17 protein-coding genes, 1 tRNA gene, 3 rRNA genes and 1 other RNA gene are annotated in these 20,479 nt (G+C 45.6%); 12 read left to right on the top strand and 10 right to left on the bottom strand.

Annotation, left to right across the window (positions count from 1 at the left end; genetic code table 11):
* The 4 genes from OJ16_RS08390 to rrf (OJ16_RS08375) all read left to right on the top strand — a co-directional run.
* Positions 1–241: ribosomal RNA gene (locus OJ16_RS08390) — 23S ribosomal RNA — on the top strand; the annotation flags it as partial.
* Positions 242–333: 92 nt separating this feature from the next.
* Positions 334–449: ribosomal RNA gene (gene rrf, locus OJ16_RS08385) — 5S ribosomal RNA — on the top strand.
* A gap of 101 nt (positions 450–550) precedes the next feature.
* A tRNA-Thr gene (locus OJ16_RS08380) sits at positions 551–626 on the top strand.
* Positions 627–642: 16 nt separating this feature from the next.
* Positions 643–758 (top strand): 5S ribosomal RNA (gene rrf, locus OJ16_RS08375).
* A 98-nt stretch (positions 759–856) separates the two neighbouring features.
* Here rrf (OJ16_RS08375) and OJ16_RS08370 read toward each other — a convergent pair.
* The 5 genes from OJ16_RS08370 to leuA form a co-directional block, all read right to left on the bottom strand.
* Positions 857–1,651: a DUF547 domain-containing protein gene (locus tag OJ16_RS08370; RefSeq protein WP_040989179.1), complete on the bottom strand. Its 795-nt coding sequence runs from the start codon at positions 1,649–1,651 to the stop codon at positions 857–859.
* A gap of 130 nt (positions 1,652–1,781) precedes the next feature.
* Positions 1,782–2,384, bottom strand: coding sequence for a 3-isopropylmalate dehydratase small subunit (gene leuD / locus OJ16_RS08365; RefSeq protein WP_040989178.1), 603 nt, complete (start codon positions 2,382–2,384; stop codon positions 1,782–1,784).
* Between the two features lie 10 nt (positions 2,385–2,394).
* Positions 2,395–3,795 carry a 3-isopropylmalate dehydratase large subunit gene (gene leuC, locus OJ16_RS08360; RefSeq protein ID WP_040989177.1) on the bottom strand — a complete coding sequence of 467 codons (1,401 nt, stop codon included), beginning with the start codon at positions 3,793–3,795 and terminating at the stop codon, positions 2,395–2,397.
* Positions 3,796–4,012: 217 nt separating this feature from the next.
* Complete coding sequence (gene leuB / locus OJ16_RS08355) at positions 4,013–5,104, bottom strand: 3-isopropylmalate dehydrogenase (protein ID WP_040989176.1); 1,092 nt, start codon at positions 5,102–5,104, stop codon at positions 4,013–4,015.
* A 113-nt stretch (positions 5,105–5,217) separates the two neighbouring features.
* Entirely contained in the window at positions 5,218–6,765 is a 1,548-nt protein-coding gene (gene leuA / locus OJ16_RS08350) for a 2-isopropylmalate synthase (protein ID WP_040989175.1), read from the bottom strand.
* Positions 6,766–7,321: 556 nt separating this feature from the next.
* Here leuA and OJ16_RS08345 point away from each other — a divergent pair.
* From OJ16_RS08345 to ilvN, 6 genes are all read left to right on the top strand, one after another.
* Positions 7,322–7,858 carry a phosphatase PAP2 family protein gene (locus OJ16_RS08345; protein WP_040989174.1) on the top strand — a complete coding sequence of 179 codons (537 nt, stop codon included), beginning with the start codon at positions 7,322–7,324 and terminating at the stop codon, positions 7,856–7,858.
* Entirely contained in the window at positions 7,855–8,901 is a 1,047-nt protein-coding gene (locus OJ16_RS08340) for an MJ1255/VC2487 family glycosyltransferase (protein WP_040989173.1), read from the top strand. Before OJ16_RS08345 ends, OJ16_RS08340 begins: the two co-directional genes overlap by 4 nt.
* A 388-nt stretch (positions 8,902–9,289) precedes the next feature.
* Positions 9,290–10,252, top strand: coding sequence for a transcriptional regulator LeuO (gene leuO / locus OJ16_RS08335; RefSeq protein WP_040989172.1), 963 nt, complete (start codon positions 9,290–9,292; stop codon positions 10,250–10,252).
* Between the two features lie 212 nt (positions 10,253–10,464).
* A complete protein-coding gene (locus tag OJ16_RS08330) occupies positions 10,465–12,273 on the top strand; it encodes an AMP-dependent synthetase/ligase (RefSeq protein ID WP_040989171.1) in 1,809 nt (602 codons plus the stop codon).
* Positions 12,274–12,692: 419 nt separating this feature from the next.
* Entirely contained in the window at positions 12,693–14,417 is a 1,725-nt protein-coding gene (locus tag OJ16_RS08325; RefSeq protein ID WP_040989170.1) for an acetolactate synthase 3 large subunit, read from the top strand.
* A gap of 1 nt (position 14,418) precedes the next feature.
* Positions 14,419–14,913, top strand: coding sequence for an acetolactate synthase small subunit (gene ilvN / locus OJ16_RS08320; RefSeq protein WP_040989169.1), 495 nt, complete (start codon positions 14,419–14,421; stop codon positions 14,911–14,913).
* An 80-nt stretch (positions 14,914–14,993) separates the two neighbouring features.
* Here ilvN and serA read toward each other — a convergent pair whose 3' ends face one another.
* From serA to zapA, 5 genes are all read right to left on the bottom strand, one after another.
* A complete protein-coding gene (gene serA, locus OJ16_RS08315; RefSeq protein ID WP_040989168.1) occupies positions 14,994–16,223 on the bottom strand; it encodes a phosphoglycerate dehydrogenase in 1,230 nt (409 codons plus the stop codon).
* 324 nt (positions 16,224–16,547) lie between these two features.
* Entirely contained in the window at positions 16,548–17,204 is a 657-nt protein-coding gene (gene rpiA / locus OJ16_RS08310; protein WP_040989167.1) for a ribose-5-phosphate isomerase RpiA, read from the bottom strand.
* Positions 17,205–17,257: 53 nt separating this feature from the next.
* Positions 17,258–17,851: a 5-formyltetrahydrofolate cyclo-ligase gene (locus OJ16_RS08305; RefSeq protein WP_040989166.1), complete on the bottom strand. Its 594-nt coding sequence runs from the start codon at positions 17,849–17,851 to the stop codon at positions 17,258–17,260.
* Positions 17,852–17,882: 31 nt separating this feature from the next.
* Positions 17,883–18,066: non-coding RNA, 6S RNA (ssrS, locus tag OJ16_RS19750), on the bottom strand.
* Positions 18,067–18,135: 69 nt separating this feature from the next.
* The gene (gene zapA, locus OJ16_RS08300; RefSeq protein WP_040989165.1) at positions 18,136–18,459 is read right to left on the bottom strand and encodes a cell division protein ZapA; all 324 of its coding nucleotides are present in this window, start codon (positions 18,457–18,459) and stop codon (positions 18,136–18,138) included.
* Between the two features lie 236 nt (positions 18,460–18,695).
* Here zapA and OJ16_RS08295 point away from each other — a divergent pair, with 236 nt between their 5' ends.
* Complete coding sequence (locus tag OJ16_RS08295; protein WP_040989164.1) at positions 18,696–19,274, top strand: YecA/YgfB family protein; 579 nt, start codon at positions 18,696–18,698, stop codon at positions 19,272–19,274.
* 13 nt (positions 19,275–19,287) lie between these two features.
* Positions 19,288–20,466, top strand: coding sequence for a 2-octaprenyl-6-methoxyphenyl hydroxylase (gene ubiH / locus OJ16_RS08290; RefSeq protein WP_040989163.1), 1,179 nt, complete (start codon positions 19,288–19,290; stop codon positions 20,464–20,466).
* The last annotated feature ends 13 nt before the right edge of the window (positions 20,467–20,479 follow it).

Here is a 20,479-nt window from a genome sequence, read left to right as displayed (position 1 = left end):
GACCGGAGTGGACGAACCTCTGGTGTTCGGGTTGTCACGCCAGTGGCATTGCCCGGTAGCTAAGTTCGGAATCGATAAGCGCTGAAAGCATCTAAGCGCGAAGCGAGCCTTGAGATGAGTTTTCCCTGGCACTTTAAGTGCCCTAAAGGGTTGTTCGAGACTAGAACGTTGATAGGCAGGGTGTGTAAGCGCTGTGAGGCGTTGAGCTAACCTGTACTAATTGCCCGTGAGGCTTAACCATACAACACCCAAGGGGTTTTGTAGGACTCAATGCAAGAACATGATTGAATGTGTGTGAGAACATAAAGACAGCTTTCCGAATTAAAGAATTTGCTTGGCGACCATAGCGTTGCGGACCCACCTGATTCCATGCCGAACTCAGAAGTGAAACGCAATAGCGCCGATGGTAGTGTGGGGTTTCCCCATGTGAGAGTAGGACATCGCCAGGCTTTAAATTTCGTTTTTACCTTTTTAAAAGGTGAAGACAACTGTTAAAAGAGCCCGTTTAAGAGCGGGCTTTTTTGGTCCTTAAGGACAAAAGACTTTGTGCGCTGATATGGCTCAGTCGGTAGAGCGCATCCTTGGTAAGGATGAGGTCCCCAGTTCGATTCTGGGTATCAGCACCATTTATAAAAGAATTTACTTGGCGACCATAGCGTTGCGGACCCACCTGATTCCATGCCGAACTCAGAAGTGAAACGCAATAGCGCCGATGGTAGTGTGGGGCTTCCCCATGTGAGAGTAGGACATCGCCAGGTTTTATTTCCGAAAGCCCTGACCATTTGGTCGGGGCTTTTTCGTATTAGTGACAAAAATTTTAAGCCCTGATCATCCGATCGGGGCTTTTTGCTTCCTGCTACTTTTTATTTAGGGACCAATCATAATCATACTTTATGGCCTCAGAACTTGCGGCGAAACCTGAGCGGTAGGATTCGATGTGTGCCATTACACCACCATCAACAGCAAAATCACGGCCAAACCAGTCGTAAATTGAAGAGAGCGTGATGCCTTTAGCGGTCACTTGCACACCTTTCGGGCTATTAATAAAGGCTTTTGCGGCCTGTTCTAATAGAGCCTCTTTATTTTGTGCAGTGAATGCCTTGGTTTGCAAATTTGGACACCCTAAGCTTGCACAGTTAACCGCATAGTGAGTACGAGGATCATTCCAGATGGGACGCAGTATCCGATGCTCAATGTCATTAAGCGTTAGTTTTTTTCCTTCAATAGTAACAACCTTTTCATCCCAGGGGCCGAAACTGAAAAATCCTCCTAACTTAGTAATCGACTTTACTGGGTAAGCATCGAGTATAAGATCAACAGTAATGGCATTGTAGAGATTGACCCAGTAGGCATATTGCACCGCCTGCGAATATTCTCTAGGGTCGATTTGGCTTAATTGCGCTATATAGTTATCCAGCTTTTGCTTATCTCGCTGTTTGACGGCTTGGTAGGCGAAAAGGTGATCCTGACCTGAAACCGATAGATATTGATCAAGGATCTCCTGCCAAGACTGATGATCAATCGTCATCTGATTGCTCTCATCACTTTGCTTCCAATAAGACCACAGTTCAGACTTTGGCGCTGCCTGGGTAGAAAACGCAATAAAGGGGAGGGCGATTAACGTAACGCTGAGAGCGAATCTTGTTTTCATAATAAAACTCAAGCTGATAGAACCTGATTAATTAGACCGTTGAGAGAAGATAATTCTTTCCATCGACAAGTAAACAATCCTTCAAAGGGATAAAAAAAGGTTGGCGATTAAGCCAACCTAGATGTTTTAACTAAGCAAGAAAGCTTGGTATTTTGTTTTCGTATTCAGTGATTTTAGCTTCGTGCTGCAAGGTTAGGCCAATGTTGTCTAAACCGTTGAGCAGGCAATGACGGCGGAACGAATCGATTTCAAAGCTGTATTCTTTACCATTGGCACGAACACGCATCGCTTCCAGATCAATTTCTATCTGCGCACCCTCATTGGCTTCAACGAATTGAAAGATCTCATCCACTTCTTGCTCAGTTAAGCGTACTGGAACCATTTGGTTGTTGATTGAGTTGCCATAAAAAATATCAGCAAAACTCGGTGCGATCATCGCTTTAATACCGTAATCCGCTAGCGCCCAAGGGGCATGTTCACGGGAAGAACCACAACCAAAGTTTTCTCGAGCAATAAGTATTGAAGCCCCTTGGTAACGAGGCGCATTCATAACAAATTCTGGATTTGCTTGTTGCCCTGCGTCATCAAGAAAGCGCCAGTCATGGAACAGATGTTTCCCAAAACCTAAACGCGACACCTTTTGTAGAAACTGTTTCGGAATGATGGCATCCGTATCGACATTGGCGGCATCAAGAGGAACAACCAAGCCTGTATGTTGCTTAAAACCTGACATATTTAACTCCCTAATCCAATTCACGAATATCAACAAAGTGACCGGCAATCGCGGCCGCTGCAGCCATTGCTGGGCTGACTAGATGCGTTCGGCCATCACGCCCTTGGCGACCTTCAAAGTTGCGGTTTGAAGTCGATGCGCAGCGTTCTTGAGGACCTAGGCGATCGTTGTTCATTGCCAAGCACATTGAACAGCCCGGTAGACGCCATTCAAATCCGGCGTCTTTAAAAATGGTATCCAGTCCTTCAGCTTCTGCCTGAGCTTTTACTTGCTCCGATCCTGGAACGATCAGCGCTTGAACATGTGAAGCGACTTTTCGTCCTTTCGCGACTTCAGCCGCTGCGCGCATATCTTCAATTCGAGAGTTTGTACAAGAGCCAACAAAGACCTTATCAACAGAGTAATCAGATAAGGCCTTACCTGCTTCTAATCCCATATAAGCCAATGCTTTTTCTGCTGATGCTTTTTCTACGGGATCCGCGAAGCTTGCGGGTGATGGAATAGGGGCGTCAACGGCGATTACTTGGCCAGGGTTAGTACCCCAGGTAACTTGCGGCTTAATATCCGCAGCGTTGAGTGACACTACTGCATCAAACTGAGCGTCTTCATCTGTTTTTAGCGTCGACCAGTAGTCAACTGCCGCAGTGAAATCATCACCTTTTGGTGAGAATTTGCGATCTTTAATGTAATCAAAGGTGGTCGCGTCAGGTGCGATAAGACCGGCTTTAGCACCGAGCTCAATCGCCATGTTACATACCGTCATACGACCTTCCATTGTAAGGTCTGTAATTGCTTCACCACAGAACTCAACGACATAACCAGTGCCGCCTGCTGCTGTTGTTTTGCCGATAATCGCCAGTACGATGTCTTTCGCCGTGATCCCTTCTGATACTTTGCCTTTGACCTCAATTTTCATTGTTTTAGCACGTGCTTGCTTGAGAGTTTGCGTCGCAAGGACATGCTCAACTTCTGAGGTTCCGATGCCAAAGGCGAGCGAACCAAAAGCACCGTGCGTGGCGGTATGAGAGTCACCACAAACGATCGTCATACCCGGTAGAGTAATCCCTAGCTCTGGGCCCATAACGTGCACAATGCCTTGGTATTTGTGGTTGATGTCATACAGAGTGACGCCAAACTCTTCACAGTTTTTTGATAGCGTTTCCATTTGGATACGAGCCATCTCACCTGAAGCATTAATGTCTTTGGTTGTGGTGGATACGTTGTGATCCATGGTGGCGAAGGTTTTGTTTACTTGGCGAACTTTGCGTCCCTTTTCTCGTAAGCCATCGAAAGCTTGTGGAGAGGTAACTTCGTGCACTAAGTGACGATCGATATATAAAATTGGGGTTTCACCTTCAGCGGCGACAGCTACGTGTGCATCGTAGACTTTTTCATATAGTGTTTTACCCATTGCTTCCTTTCCTCATCGTCTTATCACCACAATAGTCTTTGATTCCTTCATTACTCTTTGTCTGTAAGAGAGACCAGCTCTAGCGAGCTAAATACCTTGGAGTAAATGAAATAACGCTTTTGTTATAACATCAATGAATTAGAGGTAAATCCAACGCATTGATTTATTTATTATTGTTGTGAGGCGATTCTAATCAGTTGTTATAAATTAAACCGTGCTACGAATTTAAGATGTATTCAGCGATTTTATCGCCCATCTCAGAGGTCGATAGTGCTGGTTTATCGCCTGCGAGATCGGCCGTTAATTCCCCTGCTGACAGTGCCTTGGATACTGCGTTCTCGATATCTTGCGCGGCATCTTCTTCACCTAGGCTATAGCGTAACATCAGCGCAGCTGAAAGAATTTGAGCGACAGGGTTGGCGATGTTTTTGCCAGCGATATCCGGTGCGCTGCCTCCTGCTGGTTCGTACAAACCAAATTGACTTTCGTTTAGGCTTGCGGAAGGGAGCATGCCCATTGAGCCAGTGATCATTGCGCACTCATCAGAAATGATGTCACCAAAAATGTTGGAACATAGCATGACGTCAAACTGAGAAGGGTCTTTGATTAGCTGCATGGTCGCGTTGTCGATGTAGATGTGTGAAAGCTCAACATCTGGATAATCTTTGGCAATCTCTTCAACCACTTCACGCCATAGAATGGAGCTTTGTAGTACGTTGGCTTTGTCGACTGAGCATACTTTTTTTCCACGTAAACGAGCAGACTCAAACGCAATTTTAGCAATACGTTCAATTTCAAAGCGATGGTAAATCTCAGTATCAAATGCTTTCTCGTTTGGCCCTTCACCTTCACGACCTTTCGGTTGACCAAAGTAGATGCCACCAGTCAGTTCACGGACAACAACGATATCAAAACCACGCTCTGAGATATCGGCACGCAGTGGTGAGAATGACTCTAAGCCGGCATGGATTTGTGCAGGGCGTAGGTTACAAAAGAGCTGGAAGTGTTTACGCAGTGGTAGAAGTGCGCCACGCTCTGGTTGATCATTTGGTGGTAAGTGCTCCCATTTTGGGCCACCCACGGAACCAAACAGAACCGCATCGGATTGTTCACAAGCTGCGATGGTCGCTTGTGGTAATGGGCTACCGTGATTATCGATCGCGATACCGCCCACATCATGCGCTTCACGTTGAAACGTAATGCCTCGCTTAGTCTCAATCGCATCTAATACTTTGTTCGCTTGCGCCATCACTTCTGGGCCAATACCGTCACCGGCTAAGACTGCGATCTTGTATGTTTTGTCTGTCATGTTAATCCTTTAATTTTTGTACCTATCTCAAGTCACTCATCCTGATGATAGGCTTAGCGTTTTTTGCTGTATTTTGTTCATCAAGTGCAACTGGAGAGCGCTTGATTATCATCCTATACGGTGGCGATTTTTTTCTGCTTAATCTCGGCAATTTTATCGGCGCGATGAATGCTATTAATCACATGCAGCAGCGCCTGACCCGACGCCTCAACGATATCGGTCGAGATACCCGTGCCGTGATATTTACGCCCTTTGTAATTGGCAATAATATCGGCCTGGCCTAAACCATCTTCGCCTTCACCTTTGGCGGTTAGGTCAAATTTATCCAATACAATGTCGTAACCAGTCACACGATAAATACATTGATAAAGCGCATCCACTGGGCCATTGCCAACGGCTGCTTCACACTTCTCTTCATCGCCGCATTGCAATTGAATTGTGGTTGTCGCCATGACACTGCCAGATTGCACGCTTAGGTAATTCAATCGGTAGAAATCATCTTCATCACGCAAGTTAGAGAAGTGCATTAGTGCTTCTAAGTCGTAATCAAAGACCTGACCTTTTCGGTCCGCTAGCTTTAAGAAAGCGTCATACAAGGCATTTAGGTTGTACTCTTCATCTTTGTAACCCATCGCATCCATATGGCTCTTCACCGCGGCACGGCCACTACGACTGGTTAGGTTGAGTGATTGATTTTTCAAACCTATCGACTCAGGCGTCATGATTTCGTAGGTGTTTTTGTTCTTCAACATGCCGTCTTGGTGAATGCCTGACGAGTGGCTAAAAGCATTGGTGCCGACAATCGCTTTGTTGCTTTGAATTGGCATGTTGCACAATTGGCTGACAAGTTTGCTGGTACGGTGAATTTCATCGTGTTTAAGGCCGGTATGCACGCCTAGTAGCTCCTGGCGTGTCTTAATGATCATTGCGATCTCTTCTAGCGCACAGTTACCGGCACGTTCACCAATCCCGTTAATCGTACCTTCAATCTGGCGAGCCCCGGCTTGAACCGCGGCGATCGAGTTGGCAACAGACATGCCCAAGTCATCATGGCAATGGACGGATATGATCGCCTTATCGATATTAGGCACACGATTAAACAGTGTTTCGATAATGCCACCAAACTCATTTGGGACGGTGTAGCCAACGGTATCAGGAATATTAACGGTACTTGCACCGGCTTTGATTGCCGCTTCGACCATGCGACATAGATTGTCGATAGGGGTACGTCCTGCATCTTCACAGGAAAATTCAACATCATCAGTGTATTGACGAGCGTGCTTTACGGCTCGTACCGCCATTTCAACTACATCGTCGTAGCTACGGCGCAACTTGTCTTGTACATGGACGGTTGAGGTGGATATAAAGGTATGAATACGGAATGCTTCAGCGACTTTTAGGGCTTGTGCGGCCGCATCAATATCACTTGGTACCGCACGAGAAAGCGCGCAGATGCGACTGTGTTTAATGTGTCGAGCAATGGTCTGTACGGATTCAAAATCGCCTGGAGAAGAAACTGGAAATCCTGCTTCAATCACATCCACCCCGAGACGTTCAAGTGCATACGCAATCTGCAGTTTTTCTTTTACTGTCAAACTGGCTGACAATGCTTGTTCGCCATCACGCAACGTGGTGTCGAAAATAATGACTTGATCGTTCATAAGAGCTTCCTTCTTCATTCGTTTATGTATCCACTGAGCTGCGGGTATTTAACGATTACTTCCAGTATTTGATCATAAAAAAACCCGCAACTCGGTGCGGGTCTGTTGTAAATCTGTGTGGTTAATTCTCTTCCACAGCCTACCCGCGCGATTGATTCACGATCAGGAGGAGGCTCAGTTGGCGAGAAAATGTTCTTATCATTGTTAACTACTTCCTAAGAGAGTTAATGAAACCACATATTTAAGTTAATAGATTAGTACCGTACTCAGCACTACACGTCAACCTTAAAGTTGTTTTTTTATCCACTTTGAGTGGATCTTAATCGCAACAAAGGATTTCTATGCAATAAATGAAATTCGATATGACCTGGTTTTTATTTACGTTTTTCTCATACACTTGAAGTGTCTTTGTGTCTAAACAACAAACCAGAATCGTTCTCTGTGAGTGTTGAAAAATAAAGAGGAGCGCTGTCACTAACTCAACAAAAAAACGTCAAATCAGTGTCACGAAAGACGATTAGTTTGAACATAATAGCACTAACTACAGAGGTGTTTTATGCGTTCTATTGAGCCTATCGCCAAGTTTGACCTTGCGTTCTCTCTATTCTGTTTACAGCACAAATTCTCTCGCCCTATTTCAAAACTATGTCGTGTTATTTCACATACTGGAGATGGACATTTATATGCGCTATTAGGGGGGCTCTCCTGGTGGCTAGGGGGAGAGGCTGGGAGCTTGTTTTTAGCGGCAGGCTTGCTTGCCTTTGTGATTGAATTACCCATCTATTGGACTGCAAAAAACGTGTTTAAGCGACGTCGACCTCAAGAACTCTGTGCCTTGGTCCCTTCTTTTATTACACCGTCAGATCGTTACAGTTTGCCTTCGGGTCATACTGCCGCGGCATTTTTAATCGCGACCCTGATTGGTCAATTTTATCCGGCATATGAATCATTTTCATTGGTATGGGCGGCATTGATAGCGATGTCACGCATTTTACTTGGCGTGCATTTTTTTAGTGATGTACTGATTGGAGCGTGTATGGGGATCGCCTGTGCGACGACGGCATTGAGTTTGATAGGAAGCTATGGATTATGAAGATTTTGTATGGAGTTCAAGGCACCGGAAATGGCCATATTGCGCGGGCACGGGCGATGTGCCATGCACTAAAAGAAAAGCAGATTGATGTGGATTTTCTGTTCTCTGGGAGAGCGGCTGGCGATTACTTTGCGATGGAAGCGTTTGGAGAGTATCAGACTCGCCGCGGGCTGACGTTCATTACGGAAAATGGGCGGATCAATTACCCGCAAACCGTGATCAAAAATAACGTTGTTGAGCTTTGGCAAGAAATTTCAGCGATGGATCTTTCAAGCTATGATTTGATACTCAACGACTTTGAGCCAGTGACGGCATGGGCGGCGAAGCAGCAGAAAAAGGCGATCATCAGCATTAGCCATCAAAATGCCTTCCGCTACCCTGTGCCTCTTAAAGGAGCAAGTTGGATCGATAAGCAAGTCATCCGCTACTTTGCGCCAAGCCCTTTGTATCTAGGGCTGCACTGGCATCATTTTAATCAACCGATACTTCCCCCCATTGTTCATACCAAAAAAGAAAAGGTAAATGCTGAGTCGTACATATTGATCTACTTACCGTTTGAAAGTTTGGAAGACATAAAAGACTTATTGCTCCGATTTACCAGTCAAACCTTTGTGTGTTTTCATCCGCAAATCTCGGTTGAGACCCAAATCGATAATATTCGTTTCTTTCCATTGAGTTTGGAAGAGTTTCAGCATTACCTAAACCGTTGTGCGGGCATCATTGCGAATGGCGGATTTGAGTTACCCTCGGAAGCGCTGACGTTAGGTAAAAAATTATTACTCAAGCCTCTGGCAGGGCAGTTTGAACAGTTGTCCAATGTAGCGACATTAGAAAGTTTAGGCTTAGCCAGTAGCATGGAGAGCTTGGATGCCTCTGTCGTCAGAAGATGGCTTGATGAAGAATCGGCTGAAAGTGTCGATTACCCCGATGTTGCGAGTGCGATAGTCGAATGGGTGCTCAAGGGCGACTGGAGTAATACCGAGCAATTGACGGATCAGTTATGGAGCCAAGTGGATTTTCCAAGTTATGCTTTTCATGAATAGCGAGCCGATAAAGAAGGACGTATATATTTTCATTATGCATTGTCGTATTGGGTCATTAGTAGCATCAATGATGCTAAGCGGCGTACGTTTGACTCATAGTTAGAGTGAATTGTTGCTCAAAGAGCTAAAAAAGAACAATTTATCTTTTTTTATTTTTATATTATCTGATTGTATTTTAAGGTTTTTGTTTGGGCGTAACAAAAAAATACTGATTAATTGTCAATCCAGTTGCACCCCGTCGGTCGATTGGTCGATAGTCTCTTTCACTTACTACTCATCTAAATCATAAATAGATAATCAGCACGTCAAACCGCGACATCTAAAGACGGCCAAACAAGAAGGCTTGTGGCGTGCTTTGACTCATGATTCAACTTAAGAGAAGAGACTGATGACCGAAGCGAAAGAACCAATGAGTGCCATTGCAAGCTACCGAATGGAAAGTACATTACGTGGCGTTGATCTTAATTTGTTGACTGTTTTTGATGCGGTAATGCAAGAGCAAAACATTACGCGAGCCGCACATAATTTGAATATGTCACAGCCTGCGGTAAGCAATGCGGTCGCGCGTTTGAAAGTGATGTTTAATGACGAATTATTTATGCGCCAAGGTCGCGGGATTCAACCCACTCAGCGTGCTCGCCAATTATTTGGTCCCGTACGTCAATCATTACAATTGATCCGCAATGAGCTACCGAGTTCAGTCTTCTCTCCTGAAACGTCAACACGTCTATTTAAACTGGCGATGTGCAGCCCATGTGATATGCGTTTTGCCCCGCAGGTGATGCACTCTATCCATCAACAAGCCCCTCACGTGCAGTTACACCTCGATGCGGAATTTGATCGTCAATTAGCGGAACGTATGCGTTATCAAGAAATTGATTTTGTTATCGACTACGCTCGATTTGATGAGCAAGGTTTCTCGAGTACTGAAATATTCCAAGATGAATTGGTCGTGGTGGCGGCAAAATCTCACCCAAGAATTGATGGGGCGGTCAGTGTTGAATCACTGCGTTCTGAGCGTCACGCAATCTTATCTAAAGTGCATGGGCAGCGCAGTTTCTCTGAGCAAGCGTATCGAGAGCTCGACATCAATGCTTATTATGAAGGCACCAGTTTAAGTAACGTGCTGTATGTTGTGGGTCAATCTGAGCTCGTAACGATTGCGCCGCGCTGGATGGTTGAAAATGCCGATAATCACCAACAGTTACAAATTGTCACCTCACCATTCGAGAATACGAGAATTAATGGCTATTTGAGCTGGCATGAATCGAGTGAAAAAGATAAAGGACATATTTGGTTACGAGATCAGTTAATGGAAGTTTGCGGTGAGGTGGTTGCACGCAAAGCTTAATCTTAACCATATGAAAATAAAGGTTATATTGAAAATTAAGTTGAGTCATGACTGACCTCTAATTCTTTGAAATACTTAATTATAAGCCTCGGATGGCGATAGCTACCGAGGCTTTTTCTTATAAGTTTGATACGTGTCAGTTGCCTTTTTTAGCTTGAAATGTACACTGTGCGCGCAAAAGGCTTACAGGTGTAAGCCTAAAGGTAGAAAAGATGGCCAATTTAGACTTTCATATCGTTAAAAGAATTCGTGAACAAATTGCGCAAAGCGGCGAACGCACCGCGCTCAAGCACAAAGTTGATGGCTTATGGCAAGGCATTAGCTGGCAGCAATTTGGTCAGCAAGTGGATGCAATTTCACTGGCTCTATTGGCTCAAGGATTACGAGTACAAGATAAGATAGGGATCTTCTCAAACAACATGCCGCAATGGACGATTGCGGATATCGCTACACTGCAAGTTCGTAGCGTGATTGTGCCTATTTACCCAACGAGCACCGCTGCGCAATCAGCGTACATTTTGCAAAATGCAGATGTTAAGGTTCTGTTTGTTGGTGAGCAGCCTCAATTTGATATGGCTGTGTCTATTTTTGAACAGTGCGAGCAACTCGAGCTGATCGTTGCGATGTCTGATGATATCGACCTACAAGATCATGCGTTTGTTTGCAGCTGGCAAGATTTCATCGCTCGTGGTGATGAAGCGCATCAAGCGGAACTAATGCAACGTATTGATGATGCCAACCTTGACGACCTATTAACGCTCATTTACACCTCTGGTACTACGGGCCAGCCAAAAGGTGTGATGCTTGATTACGCGAACATTGGCGCACAATTGCAAGGCCACGATCAGCGTTTGAGCTTGACCGATCAAGACGTTTCGTTATGTTTCCTGCCGCTGTCTCATGTCTTTGAGCGCGCTTGGACGTTCTACGTATTGTATCGCGGTGCAACCAACTGCTACTTGCAAGATACGATGCAAGTGCGGGATGCATTGAGCGAAATCCGCCCTACGGTAATGAGTGCGGTTCCACGCTTCTATGAAAAGATTTTCTCTGCTATTCATGAGAAGGTCGCTAAAGCCCCCTTTATCCGCAAAGTGTTGTTCACATGGGCGGTTAACATGGGCGCGAAAATGGCCGTATGCCATCAAGATGGACGTAAGCCATCGTTGATGCTGACCAAATCGTACAAACTCGCAGACAAATTGGTGCTGTCAAAATTGCGAGCATTGCTCGGTGGTCGAATTAACTTCATGCCATGTGGTGGTGCGAAGTTAGACGAGACGATTGGCCGTTTCTTCCATGCGATTGGTATCAACGTGAAGTTGGGCTACGGTATGACGGAAACGACGGCGACCGTATCTTGCTGGGATGACAAATGTTTTGATCCAGCTTCTATCGGTATGTCGATGCCGGGCGCACAAGTGAAGATTGGCGAGAACAACGAGATCTTAGTTCGTGGTCCAATGGTGATGCGTGGTTACTACAAAATGCCTGAAGAGACCGCACAAACCTTTGATGAACACGGCTTCTTAAAAACCGGTGATGCAGGCCATATTGATGAGAACGGTAATCTATTTATTACTGATCGCATCAAAGAGCTGATGAAAACATCGAACGGTAAGTACATTGCACCGCAAGTGGTTGAAGGCGCAATTGGTAAAGACCATTTCATCGAGCAAATTGCGGTGATTGCCGATACGCGTAAATTCGTATCAGCGTTGATTGTCCCATGCTTTGATAGCCTGGAAGAATACGCGAAAGAGCTCAATATTAAATACCATGACCGTGTGGAGTTGATTAAGCATCACCAAATCGTTGAGATGCTAGAATCCCGCGTTAATGACCTGCAAAAAGAACTGGCTAAGTTTGAGCAGGTGAAGAAATTTAAATTGTTGCCAAAAGCATTCTCGATGGATGATGGTGAGTTAACACCAACGCAGAAATTGCGTCGTAAAGTGATTAACGATAAATACCAAGACGAAATCGAAGAAATGTACGACGATAAACCGTCGAAAAAGTAGCTTTTTCCCACCTAAATTTTTAGGTTGATTAAAAATCCCTCACTACCGTCATTTGGTCGTGGGGGATTTTTTTTATTCTAAATTGAGGCTGAACAAGACTTCGTCGCCCGGTGTATAAAAAATATTCAGCTTTATTTTCTGCTGTTTCCTTAAAAGATTCTGATTTTCAGTCAGTATTTCCTTATTTATTGTCGTAATTCTCGGAATTCATAGCATTGTGTGGGTAGTGAGAGAAAAGTCGGCATAGATTCTTTGAAAATAAAACGTTACATTTGTTGATATTGCTTGTGTGTTGTTATGACATGCGCAAGGCATAGAGAAAGAGTGGAAGTATTTCATTTAGGCTACGAATAAGCCCTAACTATGTGTAACCGGCCAAGCGATGAACCCTATTGATTGGCGCAGGTAAGGAGAAAAATATGACAGCAATGTTGTCCGGTGCAGAGATGGTTGTTCAATCTCTCATCGAAGAAGGAGTTGAACAGATATTTGGCTATCCAGGCGGTTCAGTACTGGATATCTATGATGCACTTCATGCTAAAACCGACCAAATTAAGCACGTGCTTGTTCGTCATGAACAAGCCGCAACGCATATGGCCGATGGCTACGCACGCGCGACGGGAAACCCAGGAGTGGTTCTTGTGTGTTCAGGTCCTGGTGCCACGAATACCATTACCGGCATTGCGACGGCATACATGGATTCGATTCCAATGATTGTCATCTCTGGCAATGTGCCAACGAACCTCATTGGTAATGATGCGTTTCAGGAGTGCGATATTGTCGGCGTTTCACGTCCAGTGGTTAAACACAGCTTCCTTGTGAAAAAAGCAGAAGACATCCCCGAAACTGTTAAGAAAGCCTTCTATATTGCGACAACCGGCCGTCCTGGCCCTGTCGTCATCGACTTACCGAAAGATATTCTTAATCCACAAATTAAACTGCCGTACGAATATCCAGCTTCGCTTTCTATGCGTTCATATAAGCCAACCACGACAGGTCACAAAGGTCAGATCAAAAAAGGGCTGAAAGCACTACTCGAAGCGAAAAAGCCGGTGTTGTATGTGGGGGGCGGCGCTGTGATTTCAGAAGCGGATGAGCCACTGCTGAAATTAGCGGAAACCCTAAACCTGCCCGTAGTTAGCACGCTTATGGGGCTCGGAGCGTTTCCTGGTACACATAAAAACTCTCTTGGTATGCTTGGGATGCATGGTACCTACGAGGCCAATATGGCGATGCATGGCGCCGATCTGATCTTTGGTGTTGGGGTTCGTTTTGACGATCGCACGACCAATAATTTAGAAAAGTACTGCCCCAACGCTAAAATCATGCATATTGATATCGATCCTTCTTCAATTTCAAAGAACGTTAAAGCGGATCTGCCTATCGTAGGCTCTGCCGATAAAGTCCTCGCATCAATGATGAGTTTGCTGGTGGAGCAAGGTGGCAGCAATGATGAGCAAGCCTTGAACCAGTGGTGGGATGAAATTCAAACCTGGCGTAACAAAGAGTGCTTAAAGTACGACACATCATCAGAGCGCATTAAGCCTCAGCAAGTGATTGAGGCATTGCACAAGCTGACCAATGGCGATGCCTATGTCGCATCGGATGTTGGCCAGCATCAAATGTTTGCCGCGCTTTACTACCCATTTAACAAGCCACGCCGTTGGATAAACTCGGGCGGCTTGGGAACGATGGGCTTTGGTCTACCTGCTGGTATGGGGGTGAAGTTTGCTAAGCCTGACGAAGAAGTGGTGGTCGTGACGGGAGATGGCAGTATTCAGATGAATATCCAAGAGCTATCAACCGCGATGCAGTACGATATCCCAGTGAAAATTATCAATTTGAACAACCGTTTCCTTGGGATGGTGAAACAGTGGCAAGATATTATTTATCAAGGCCGCCACTCTAATTCTTACATGAGCTCAGTACCGGATTTTGCGGCTATTGCCGAAGCCTACGGTCACGTTGGTATCCGTATCGAAACACCGGATGAACTCGAAGCGGGTCTACGACGCGCACTCGAGATGAAAGACCGTTTGGTGTTTGTTGATATTAACGTCGATGAAACAGAGCATGTGTACCCAATGCAGATCAAAGGCGAGGGTATGGACAAAATGTGGCTAAGTAAGAAGGAGAGCTCATAAGATGAGACATATCATTTCACTATTGATGGAAAACCAACCGGGTGCTTTATCGCGGGTGGTTGGTTTGTTTTCTCAGCGTGGTTATAACATTGAGTCTCTCACCGTTTCTCCTACAGACGATGACACACTCTCACGTTTAAATATTACGACAAATACCGATGATCTGGTGTTAGAGCAGATTCAAAAGCAGCTGCATAAGCTCATTGATGTACTGAAAGTGCAAGAAGTGTCAGAGCTGGATCATATTGAACGCGAACTGATGTTGGTGAAAGTTAAGGCCAGTGGTTTTGCTCGTGCGGAAGTGAAACGTACCGCCGATATTTTCCGTGGTCAGATTGTGGATGTCACGGCATCGCAATACACAGTGCAGTTGACGGGTGATAGCGAAAAGCTGGATGCCTTCATCCAAGCGCTTTCTGAGGTGACGGAAGTGATTGAAGTGGCACGTAGTGGTGTGGTGGGTATTGCACGCGGTGAGCGAGCGTTAAAAGCGTAATGCTATTCTGATGCCGGTATAGAAAAGAAAAACCACCGAACGTTCGGTGGTTTTTTTATGTCGTTAGCTTTGATTGACGATTAGTGCAGAATACGCGCGCGAATCGTGCCCTCGATGGTTTTTAGTTTCGCCAGAGCCTCCGCTGAGCGCTCTGTTTCAACATCGATCACCACGTAGCCAATTTCTGCTGCTGTTTGTAAGTACTGACCTGCAATGTTGATGCCTTCTTCGGCGAAGATGGTGTTAATTTGCGTCAAAATACCAGGGCGGTTTTTATGGATATGCAGTAAGCGTGAACAATCACGGTGCTCAGGCAGTGAGACTTCAGGGAAGTTCACACTTGATAGGGTTGATCCGTTGTCAGAGTATTTCGCCAGCTTACCCGCCACCTCTACACCAATGTTTTCTTGTGCTTCTTGGGTTGACCCCCCCACATGCGGAGTGAGAATCACGTTGTCGTATTTTTGCAGCGGTGATTCGAATGTTTCCGCATTGGTTGCCGGTTCCGTTGGGAACACATCGATGGCAGCACCTGAAATGTGGCCAGCTTCAAGCGAATGACATAGCGCTTCTATATCGACCACAGTGCCGCGAGCCGCGTTAATAAAGATCGAGCCAGGCTTCATGCGTGCAAATTCTTCTGTGCCCATCATGTTCTTCGTTTCTGGTGTTTCAGGTACGTGCAGAGAAATGACATCACACTTATTGAGCAGTTCACTCATGGTGAACACTTGTGTGGCGTTACCGAGCGATAGTTTGTTTTCAATATCGTAGTAGTACACGCGCATGCCCAAGTTTTCAGCAATAATACCTAACTGAGTGCCAATATGGCCGTAACCAATGATACCGAGGCGCTTCCCACGAGCTTCGTAAGAGTTGTCGGCGCTTTTTTTCCAAATCCCACGATGTGCTAAGGCATTTTTTTCAGGAATGCCGCGCATGAGAAGAAGAATCTGACCAAGCACGAGCTCTGCTACGCTGCGCGTGTTAGAAAATGGTGCATTGAACACAGGAATGCCTCGAACCGCAGTGGCATGAAGGTCGACTTGATTTGTGCCAATACAAAAACAACCAACCGCAACTAATTTTTCGGCGGCATCAATGACTTGTTTGGTTAAGTTTGTGCGAGAACGGATACCAATAAAGTGGGCGTCTTTTACCGCTTCCATCAATTCGTCATCCGACAAAGAGCCTTTATGATATTCGATGTTGGTGTAACCGGCGGCTTGTAGAACTTCTACTGATGATGGGTGGAGACCCTCTAAAAGAAGTATTTTGATTTTTTCTTTATCCAGTGAAACTTTGGCCATTGTCTTCATCCTTAAAGTGGGGAAAGGGGGCAAAACTGGCGCACATCGTATGAAATCGGGCTAGAAAAGAGTCGCTATGACTTTCTTATCGGCACGCAAACGTTTTCCTTGTGCGTCTTCTGCTCACTAACTTAACAAAAAAAATAAAGTTTGGGTAAGAAAATTACGGAATAAAGAATAATTTTTGAGCAGTAAAAAACAAAAAACGGCCCTGAATAGGACCGCTTGTAATGAAATAACAGAATCTCGCTTTTCTTATTGAGGTTGTCACCACTGTTTATCTTGGTGAGAACGTACAAATTTTTGCGGCGAATCTATTACTTTTTATTCTTCGATTTTTGCACCATTTGGCGTACCAGTGATCACGACATCAGCACCGCGAGCAGCAAATAGGCCGACGGTAACGACGCCAGCGATCGCATTGATCGAACGTTCCATCTCTTTAGGGTTGCTGATTTGCATGTTGTGAACATCAAGGATCACGTTACCGTTGTCCGTGAGTACACCTTCGCGGTAAGCAGGATCGCCACCCAGTTTTACCAGTTCACGAGCCACGTAAGAGCGTGCCATCGGAATCACTTCAACCGGCAGTGGGAATTGGCCAAGAATATCGACTGCTTTGGTATCATCAACAATACAGATGAACTTATCTGAGATCGCAGCAACGATCTTTTCACGAGTTAATGCAGCACCACCACCTTTGATCATATCGCGGTATGCGTTGATTTCGTCAGCGCCATCAACATACACATCTAGGCGTGCGACTTCGTTACAATCAAAAACTTCGATACCCAACGCTTTGAGTTTTGCGGTTGAAGCTTCAGAGCTTGATACCGCGCCCTTGATATCATCTTTGATTGTCGCCAGAGCATCGATGAAGTGATTCACAGTAGAGCCCGTACCGACGCCTACAATACTGTCTTTCTCAACATACTTAAGCGCAGCCCAACCGGCTTCTTTTTTCATCTCATCTTGAGTCATGCTCATCTCCTAACTGGAAGTTCGTTATCGTTTGCGCGGCGAATTATATACCCTCAGCCGTGACATTCCCATTGCCATATTTTGCTTGGCGTCACTATTTTAGATAGTGGTACATCCCAAGCTTCGACGGGAAGTTTATCGACATGCTGACAATCGTGGGCAAGCCCGATAGGTTTTGGCCCTCGATGATCTCTAAACCAAGGCGCAAGTGTACGATCGTAATAGCCACCCCCCATACCGAGTCTGTGACCGGTTGAATCAAAGCCAACTAATGGCGTACAAATAATATCGAGTTGATTGATAGGGCGGATCAGTAATTGATTAAGCTTGGGTTCTGCGATGCGGTATTGGTTGAGTACCATTGGTGTACCGGGTTGATAATGAAGAAAAAGCAGGTGACCTTTAGAAAAAGGATGAATGACGGGCAGGTAGACGTGTTTACCCTGTTGCCATAGCCACTCAATGAGCGGTTGTGTGTCGATTTCACCATCGGCGGTAAGATACAAGGCGATATGGTTTGCGGAGGGTAACTCGGGTAGATGTGCGAACTGTTTGATCAGATTCAAGCTGGCCTGGTGTTGAAATGAGGCGCTGAGTTGTTGTCTGGTATGACGGATCTGCTGACGAAATTGCTGTCGAGATAGCATGATGTGTTACCCAATTAGTAGGGTATCAAGGAGATACCCCAGAGTGCCGTTGGAGATTTGGACCCTTGAACCAGTAGGTTCAAGGCGGATCAGCAATGACGACCGTAGGCTTCTCGGTACGAGCCGAGCTTGCTCAATAGCCTTCAAATACTAACCCTTTTGGATTGCTTATCGGCTCAGGGACTTAATCCCACTAACGTACACCCCAGGGTAAACTGGTTTCCACGGTCATCAATCGTTCTAGCTCTTTCGCTAGTTGGTTGACAACGGTAGAGAATTTTTCGTTAAAGTGACTGCTTTCCCTGCGGTACTTTACTTAATGCATCATCAAGTGATGCGGTGAGCTTTTCCATACGCTCAGCAAGTTGAAGTTGCTGCTGCTCTTGCGCTTGTGTAGAAGAATCGCGAGTTTCTAATTCATAACAGAAGTTCAGTGCGGCAATGGTGAGCAAATGCACTTCATTGGTCACTTTAGTTTTATCTGTCATGTCTTTCAAGCGATCACTGAGTCGTTTAGCAGCTTGAAGTAAAGCTTCTTCCTGACCGGGAGGGCAGTTTACTCGTGTCAGCCTACCAAAAATTTCAACGTCTACCGCTTGATTACTCATATCCACTCTACACTTAGTATTAAGGTGATAATGCAGACCATCACCGAGGTGGAAACTATAAAAAAAGCCCAGTTAAGATTCAAGTCTTTCCCGTAGAACATTAGCAAAACAAAGGTAAATAACACAGTTATTGGGCAAATTGTGTAAAACCCGCTCATTATTGTTGCCTTGTTCATTTTCGCAAAACCGTCAAAGTGGTACGATTAAGTATTATTTTTGTAAAATTAGGTCTATCCATGAGTAACATCATTCTTCCAGATTACTTAACCTTCGCGACTGAATTGCAATCAGCGGGTATCGCGGTCAATCCAGCTGAAATACACGGCTTGCTGACGGGAATGCTGAGCGGAGGCTTAAGCTTAACGGATAAAAGTTGGCAGCCGCTGATTTTTGATTATACCAATGAAGGAATGGGCTGGCCTGATCGTGCATTAAAATTGGCGCAACAAGCCCTCGATGCCACCACACAAGAATTAACGGGCAGCGATATGGAGCTGTCGATGCTTATGCCGGATGAAGAGGCAAGCGCGAGTTTGTTTGATATTGCCGATGGCTTGGCGGAGTGGGTGAATCACTTTATTTCTGGTTTGGGTTTGGTCGCAGTGGATCTGAAAAAAGCATCCGACAGCGTAAAAGAGGCGCTTGCCGATTTGGAAGAGATTTCAAAATTGGGCATTGATGAAGATGAAGATCCGCAAGAACAAGCGATGCTGCTTGAACAAGTGCTTGAGCATGTAAAAGTGTGTGTGCTGACGGTTCATGCTGAGTTTGGCCAAAAGCCTGCCGAACCAACCGCCGCGCCAATCATTCATTAATTAGGTTAGTTTGATGAAGCAGTTTGATGTGGTGATTGCGGGTGGTGCAATGGCAGGGATGACCCTTGCTTTGGCTTTGGATACTCAGTCAAAAGGCCAGCTCAGAATCGCAGTGGTGGAACCGTTCTCGGTTGATAACCATGCACACCCCGGTTTTGATTCGCGTTCTATTGCCCTCTCTTTTGGGACGGTGCAGATATTAAAAAATCTGGGCTTATGGGCTGACATTTTGCCAGTCGCAACCGCAATTAAGCATATCCACGTGTCGGATCGACACCATGCAGGAATGACCAGTATTGATCATGCTGATATCGATGTTGAAGCGCTTGGGTATGTGGTGGAACTGGCGGATATCGGTCGTCTCTATCACAAGCAGCTTGAATCGCGCCCATCCATTAGTGTCATGAGTCCTGATTCTGTACAAAATGTTGAGCGCAGTGAGCAGCACAATGTTGTGAGATTGCAAAGTGGTGAGTCACTCCAGTGCCGATTGCTGGTGGCGGCGGATGGGGCGATTTCAACGTGTTGCCAAGCATTAGGTTTTGAATTACAGCAACATGATTTTGACCAGGTCGCTGTGATTGCCAATATCCGTTGTCAGCAAGCGCATCAAGGGCGAGCTTTTGAGCGATTCACAGATCAAGGGCCGGTTGCTTTACTGCCGATGAGCGATGACCGTATGTCATTGGTGTGGTGCTTACGCCCCGCAGAAGCTGAGCGTGTATTACAGTTAGACGATGCGCTGTTTTTATCTCAATTACAGCAAGCCTTTGGTTGGCGTTTAGGGGCGTTCACTCACGTTGGACAGCGAGCGAGTTACCCTCTATTGCTTCGTTACCGTGCACAAAACACGTCGCATCGATTCGCGATCGTCGGCAATGCAGCTCAAACGCTTCACCCAATCGCAGGTCAAGGGTTTAACCTTGGCATTCGAGATGTAGCGAGTTTGGCTGAAGAAGTCATTCAATCGCTGGAAGATGTTGGCCGTTATTCGGTTATCAATGCATTTGCTCAACGCAGGCAGGCGGATCGCCAAAACACCATTGCGATGACAAGTTCATTGGTCCATATTTTTTCTAATGATTACTTATCATTACGAGTTGGTCGTAATCTTGGATTGGCTTTAATGGATAACATACCGTCTCTTAAAACGCCGATGCTACAAAGAACATTAGGTTTGGTGGCACGATAGTGCTCAGAAGGAT

This window comes from Vibrio renipiscarius, assembly GCF_000827885.1.
GTDB lineage: Bacteria > Pseudomonadota > Gammaproteobacteria > Enterobacterales > Vibrionaceae > Vibrio > Vibrio renipiscarius.
This window is presented reverse-complemented; position numbering and strand designations above follow the sequence as displayed.

What these genes read in the sequence shown, in the direction of transcription:
- OJ16_RS08370 (WP_040989179.1), bottom strand. Translation starts at nt 1,651, where the DNA reads ATGAAAACAAGATTCGCTCTCAGCGTTACGTTAATCGCCCTCCCCTTT.
- leuD (WP_040989178.1), bottom strand. Translation starts at nt 2,384, where the DNA reads ATGTCAGGTTTTAAGCAACATACAGGCTTGGTTGTTCCTCTTGATGCC.
- leuC (WP_040989177.1), bottom strand. Translation starts at nt 3,795, where the DNA reads ATGGGTAAAACACTATATGAAAAAGTCTACGATGCACACGTAGCTGTC.
- leuB (WP_040989176.1), bottom strand. Translation starts at nt 5,104, where the DNA reads ATGACAGACAAAACATACAAGATCGCAGTCTTAGCCGGTGACGGTATT.
- leuA (WP_040989175.1), bottom strand. Translation starts at nt 6,765, where the DNA reads ATGAACGATCAAGTCATTATTTTCGACACCACGTTGCGTGATGGCGAA.
- OJ16_RS08345 (WP_040989174.1), top strand. Translation starts at nt 7,322, where the DNA reads ATGCGTTCTATTGAGCCTATCGCCAAGTTTGACCTTGCGTTCTCTCTA.
- OJ16_RS08340 (WP_040989173.1), top strand. Translation starts at nt 7,855, where the DNA reads ATGAAGATTTTGTATGGAGTTCAAGGCACCGGAAATGGCCATATTGCG.
- leuO (WP_040989172.1), top strand. Translation starts at nt 9,290, where the DNA reads ATGACCGAAGCGAAAGAACCAATGAGTGCCATTGCAAGCTACCGAATG.
- OJ16_RS08330 (WP_040989171.1), top strand. Translation starts at nt 10,465, where the DNA reads ATGGCCAATTTAGACTTTCATATCGTTAAAAGAATTCGTGAACAAATT.
- OJ16_RS08325 (WP_040989170.1), top strand. Translation starts at nt 12,693, where the DNA reads ATGACAGCAATGTTGTCCGGTGCAGAGATGGTTGTTCAATCTCTCATC.
- ilvN (WP_040989169.1), top strand. Translation starts at nt 14,419, where the DNA reads ATGAGACATATCATTTCACTATTGATGGAAAACCAACCGGGTGCTTTA.
- serA (WP_040989168.1), bottom strand. Translation starts at nt 16,223, where the DNA reads ATGGCCAAAGTTTCACTGGATAAAGAAAAAATCAAAATACTTCTTTTA.
- rpiA (WP_040989167.1), bottom strand. Translation starts at nt 17,204, where the DNA reads ATGACTCAAGATGAGATGAAAAAAGAAGCCGGTTGGGCTGCGCTTAAG.
- OJ16_RS08305 (WP_040989166.1), bottom strand. Translation starts at nt 17,851, where the DNA reads ATGCTATCTCGACAGCAATTTCGTCAGCAGATCCGTCATACCAGACAA.
- zapA (WP_040989165.1), bottom strand. Translation starts at nt 18,459, where the DNA reads ATGAGTAATCAAGCGGTAGACGTTGAAATTTTTGGTAGGCTGACACGA.
- OJ16_RS08295 (WP_040989164.1), top strand. Translation starts at nt 18,696, where the DNA reads ATGAGTAACATCATTCTTCCAGATTACTTAACCTTCGCGACTGAATTG.
- ubiH (WP_040989163.1), top strand. Translation starts at nt 19,288, where the DNA reads ATGAAGCAGTTTGATGTGGTGATTGCGGGTGGTGCAATGGCAGGGATG.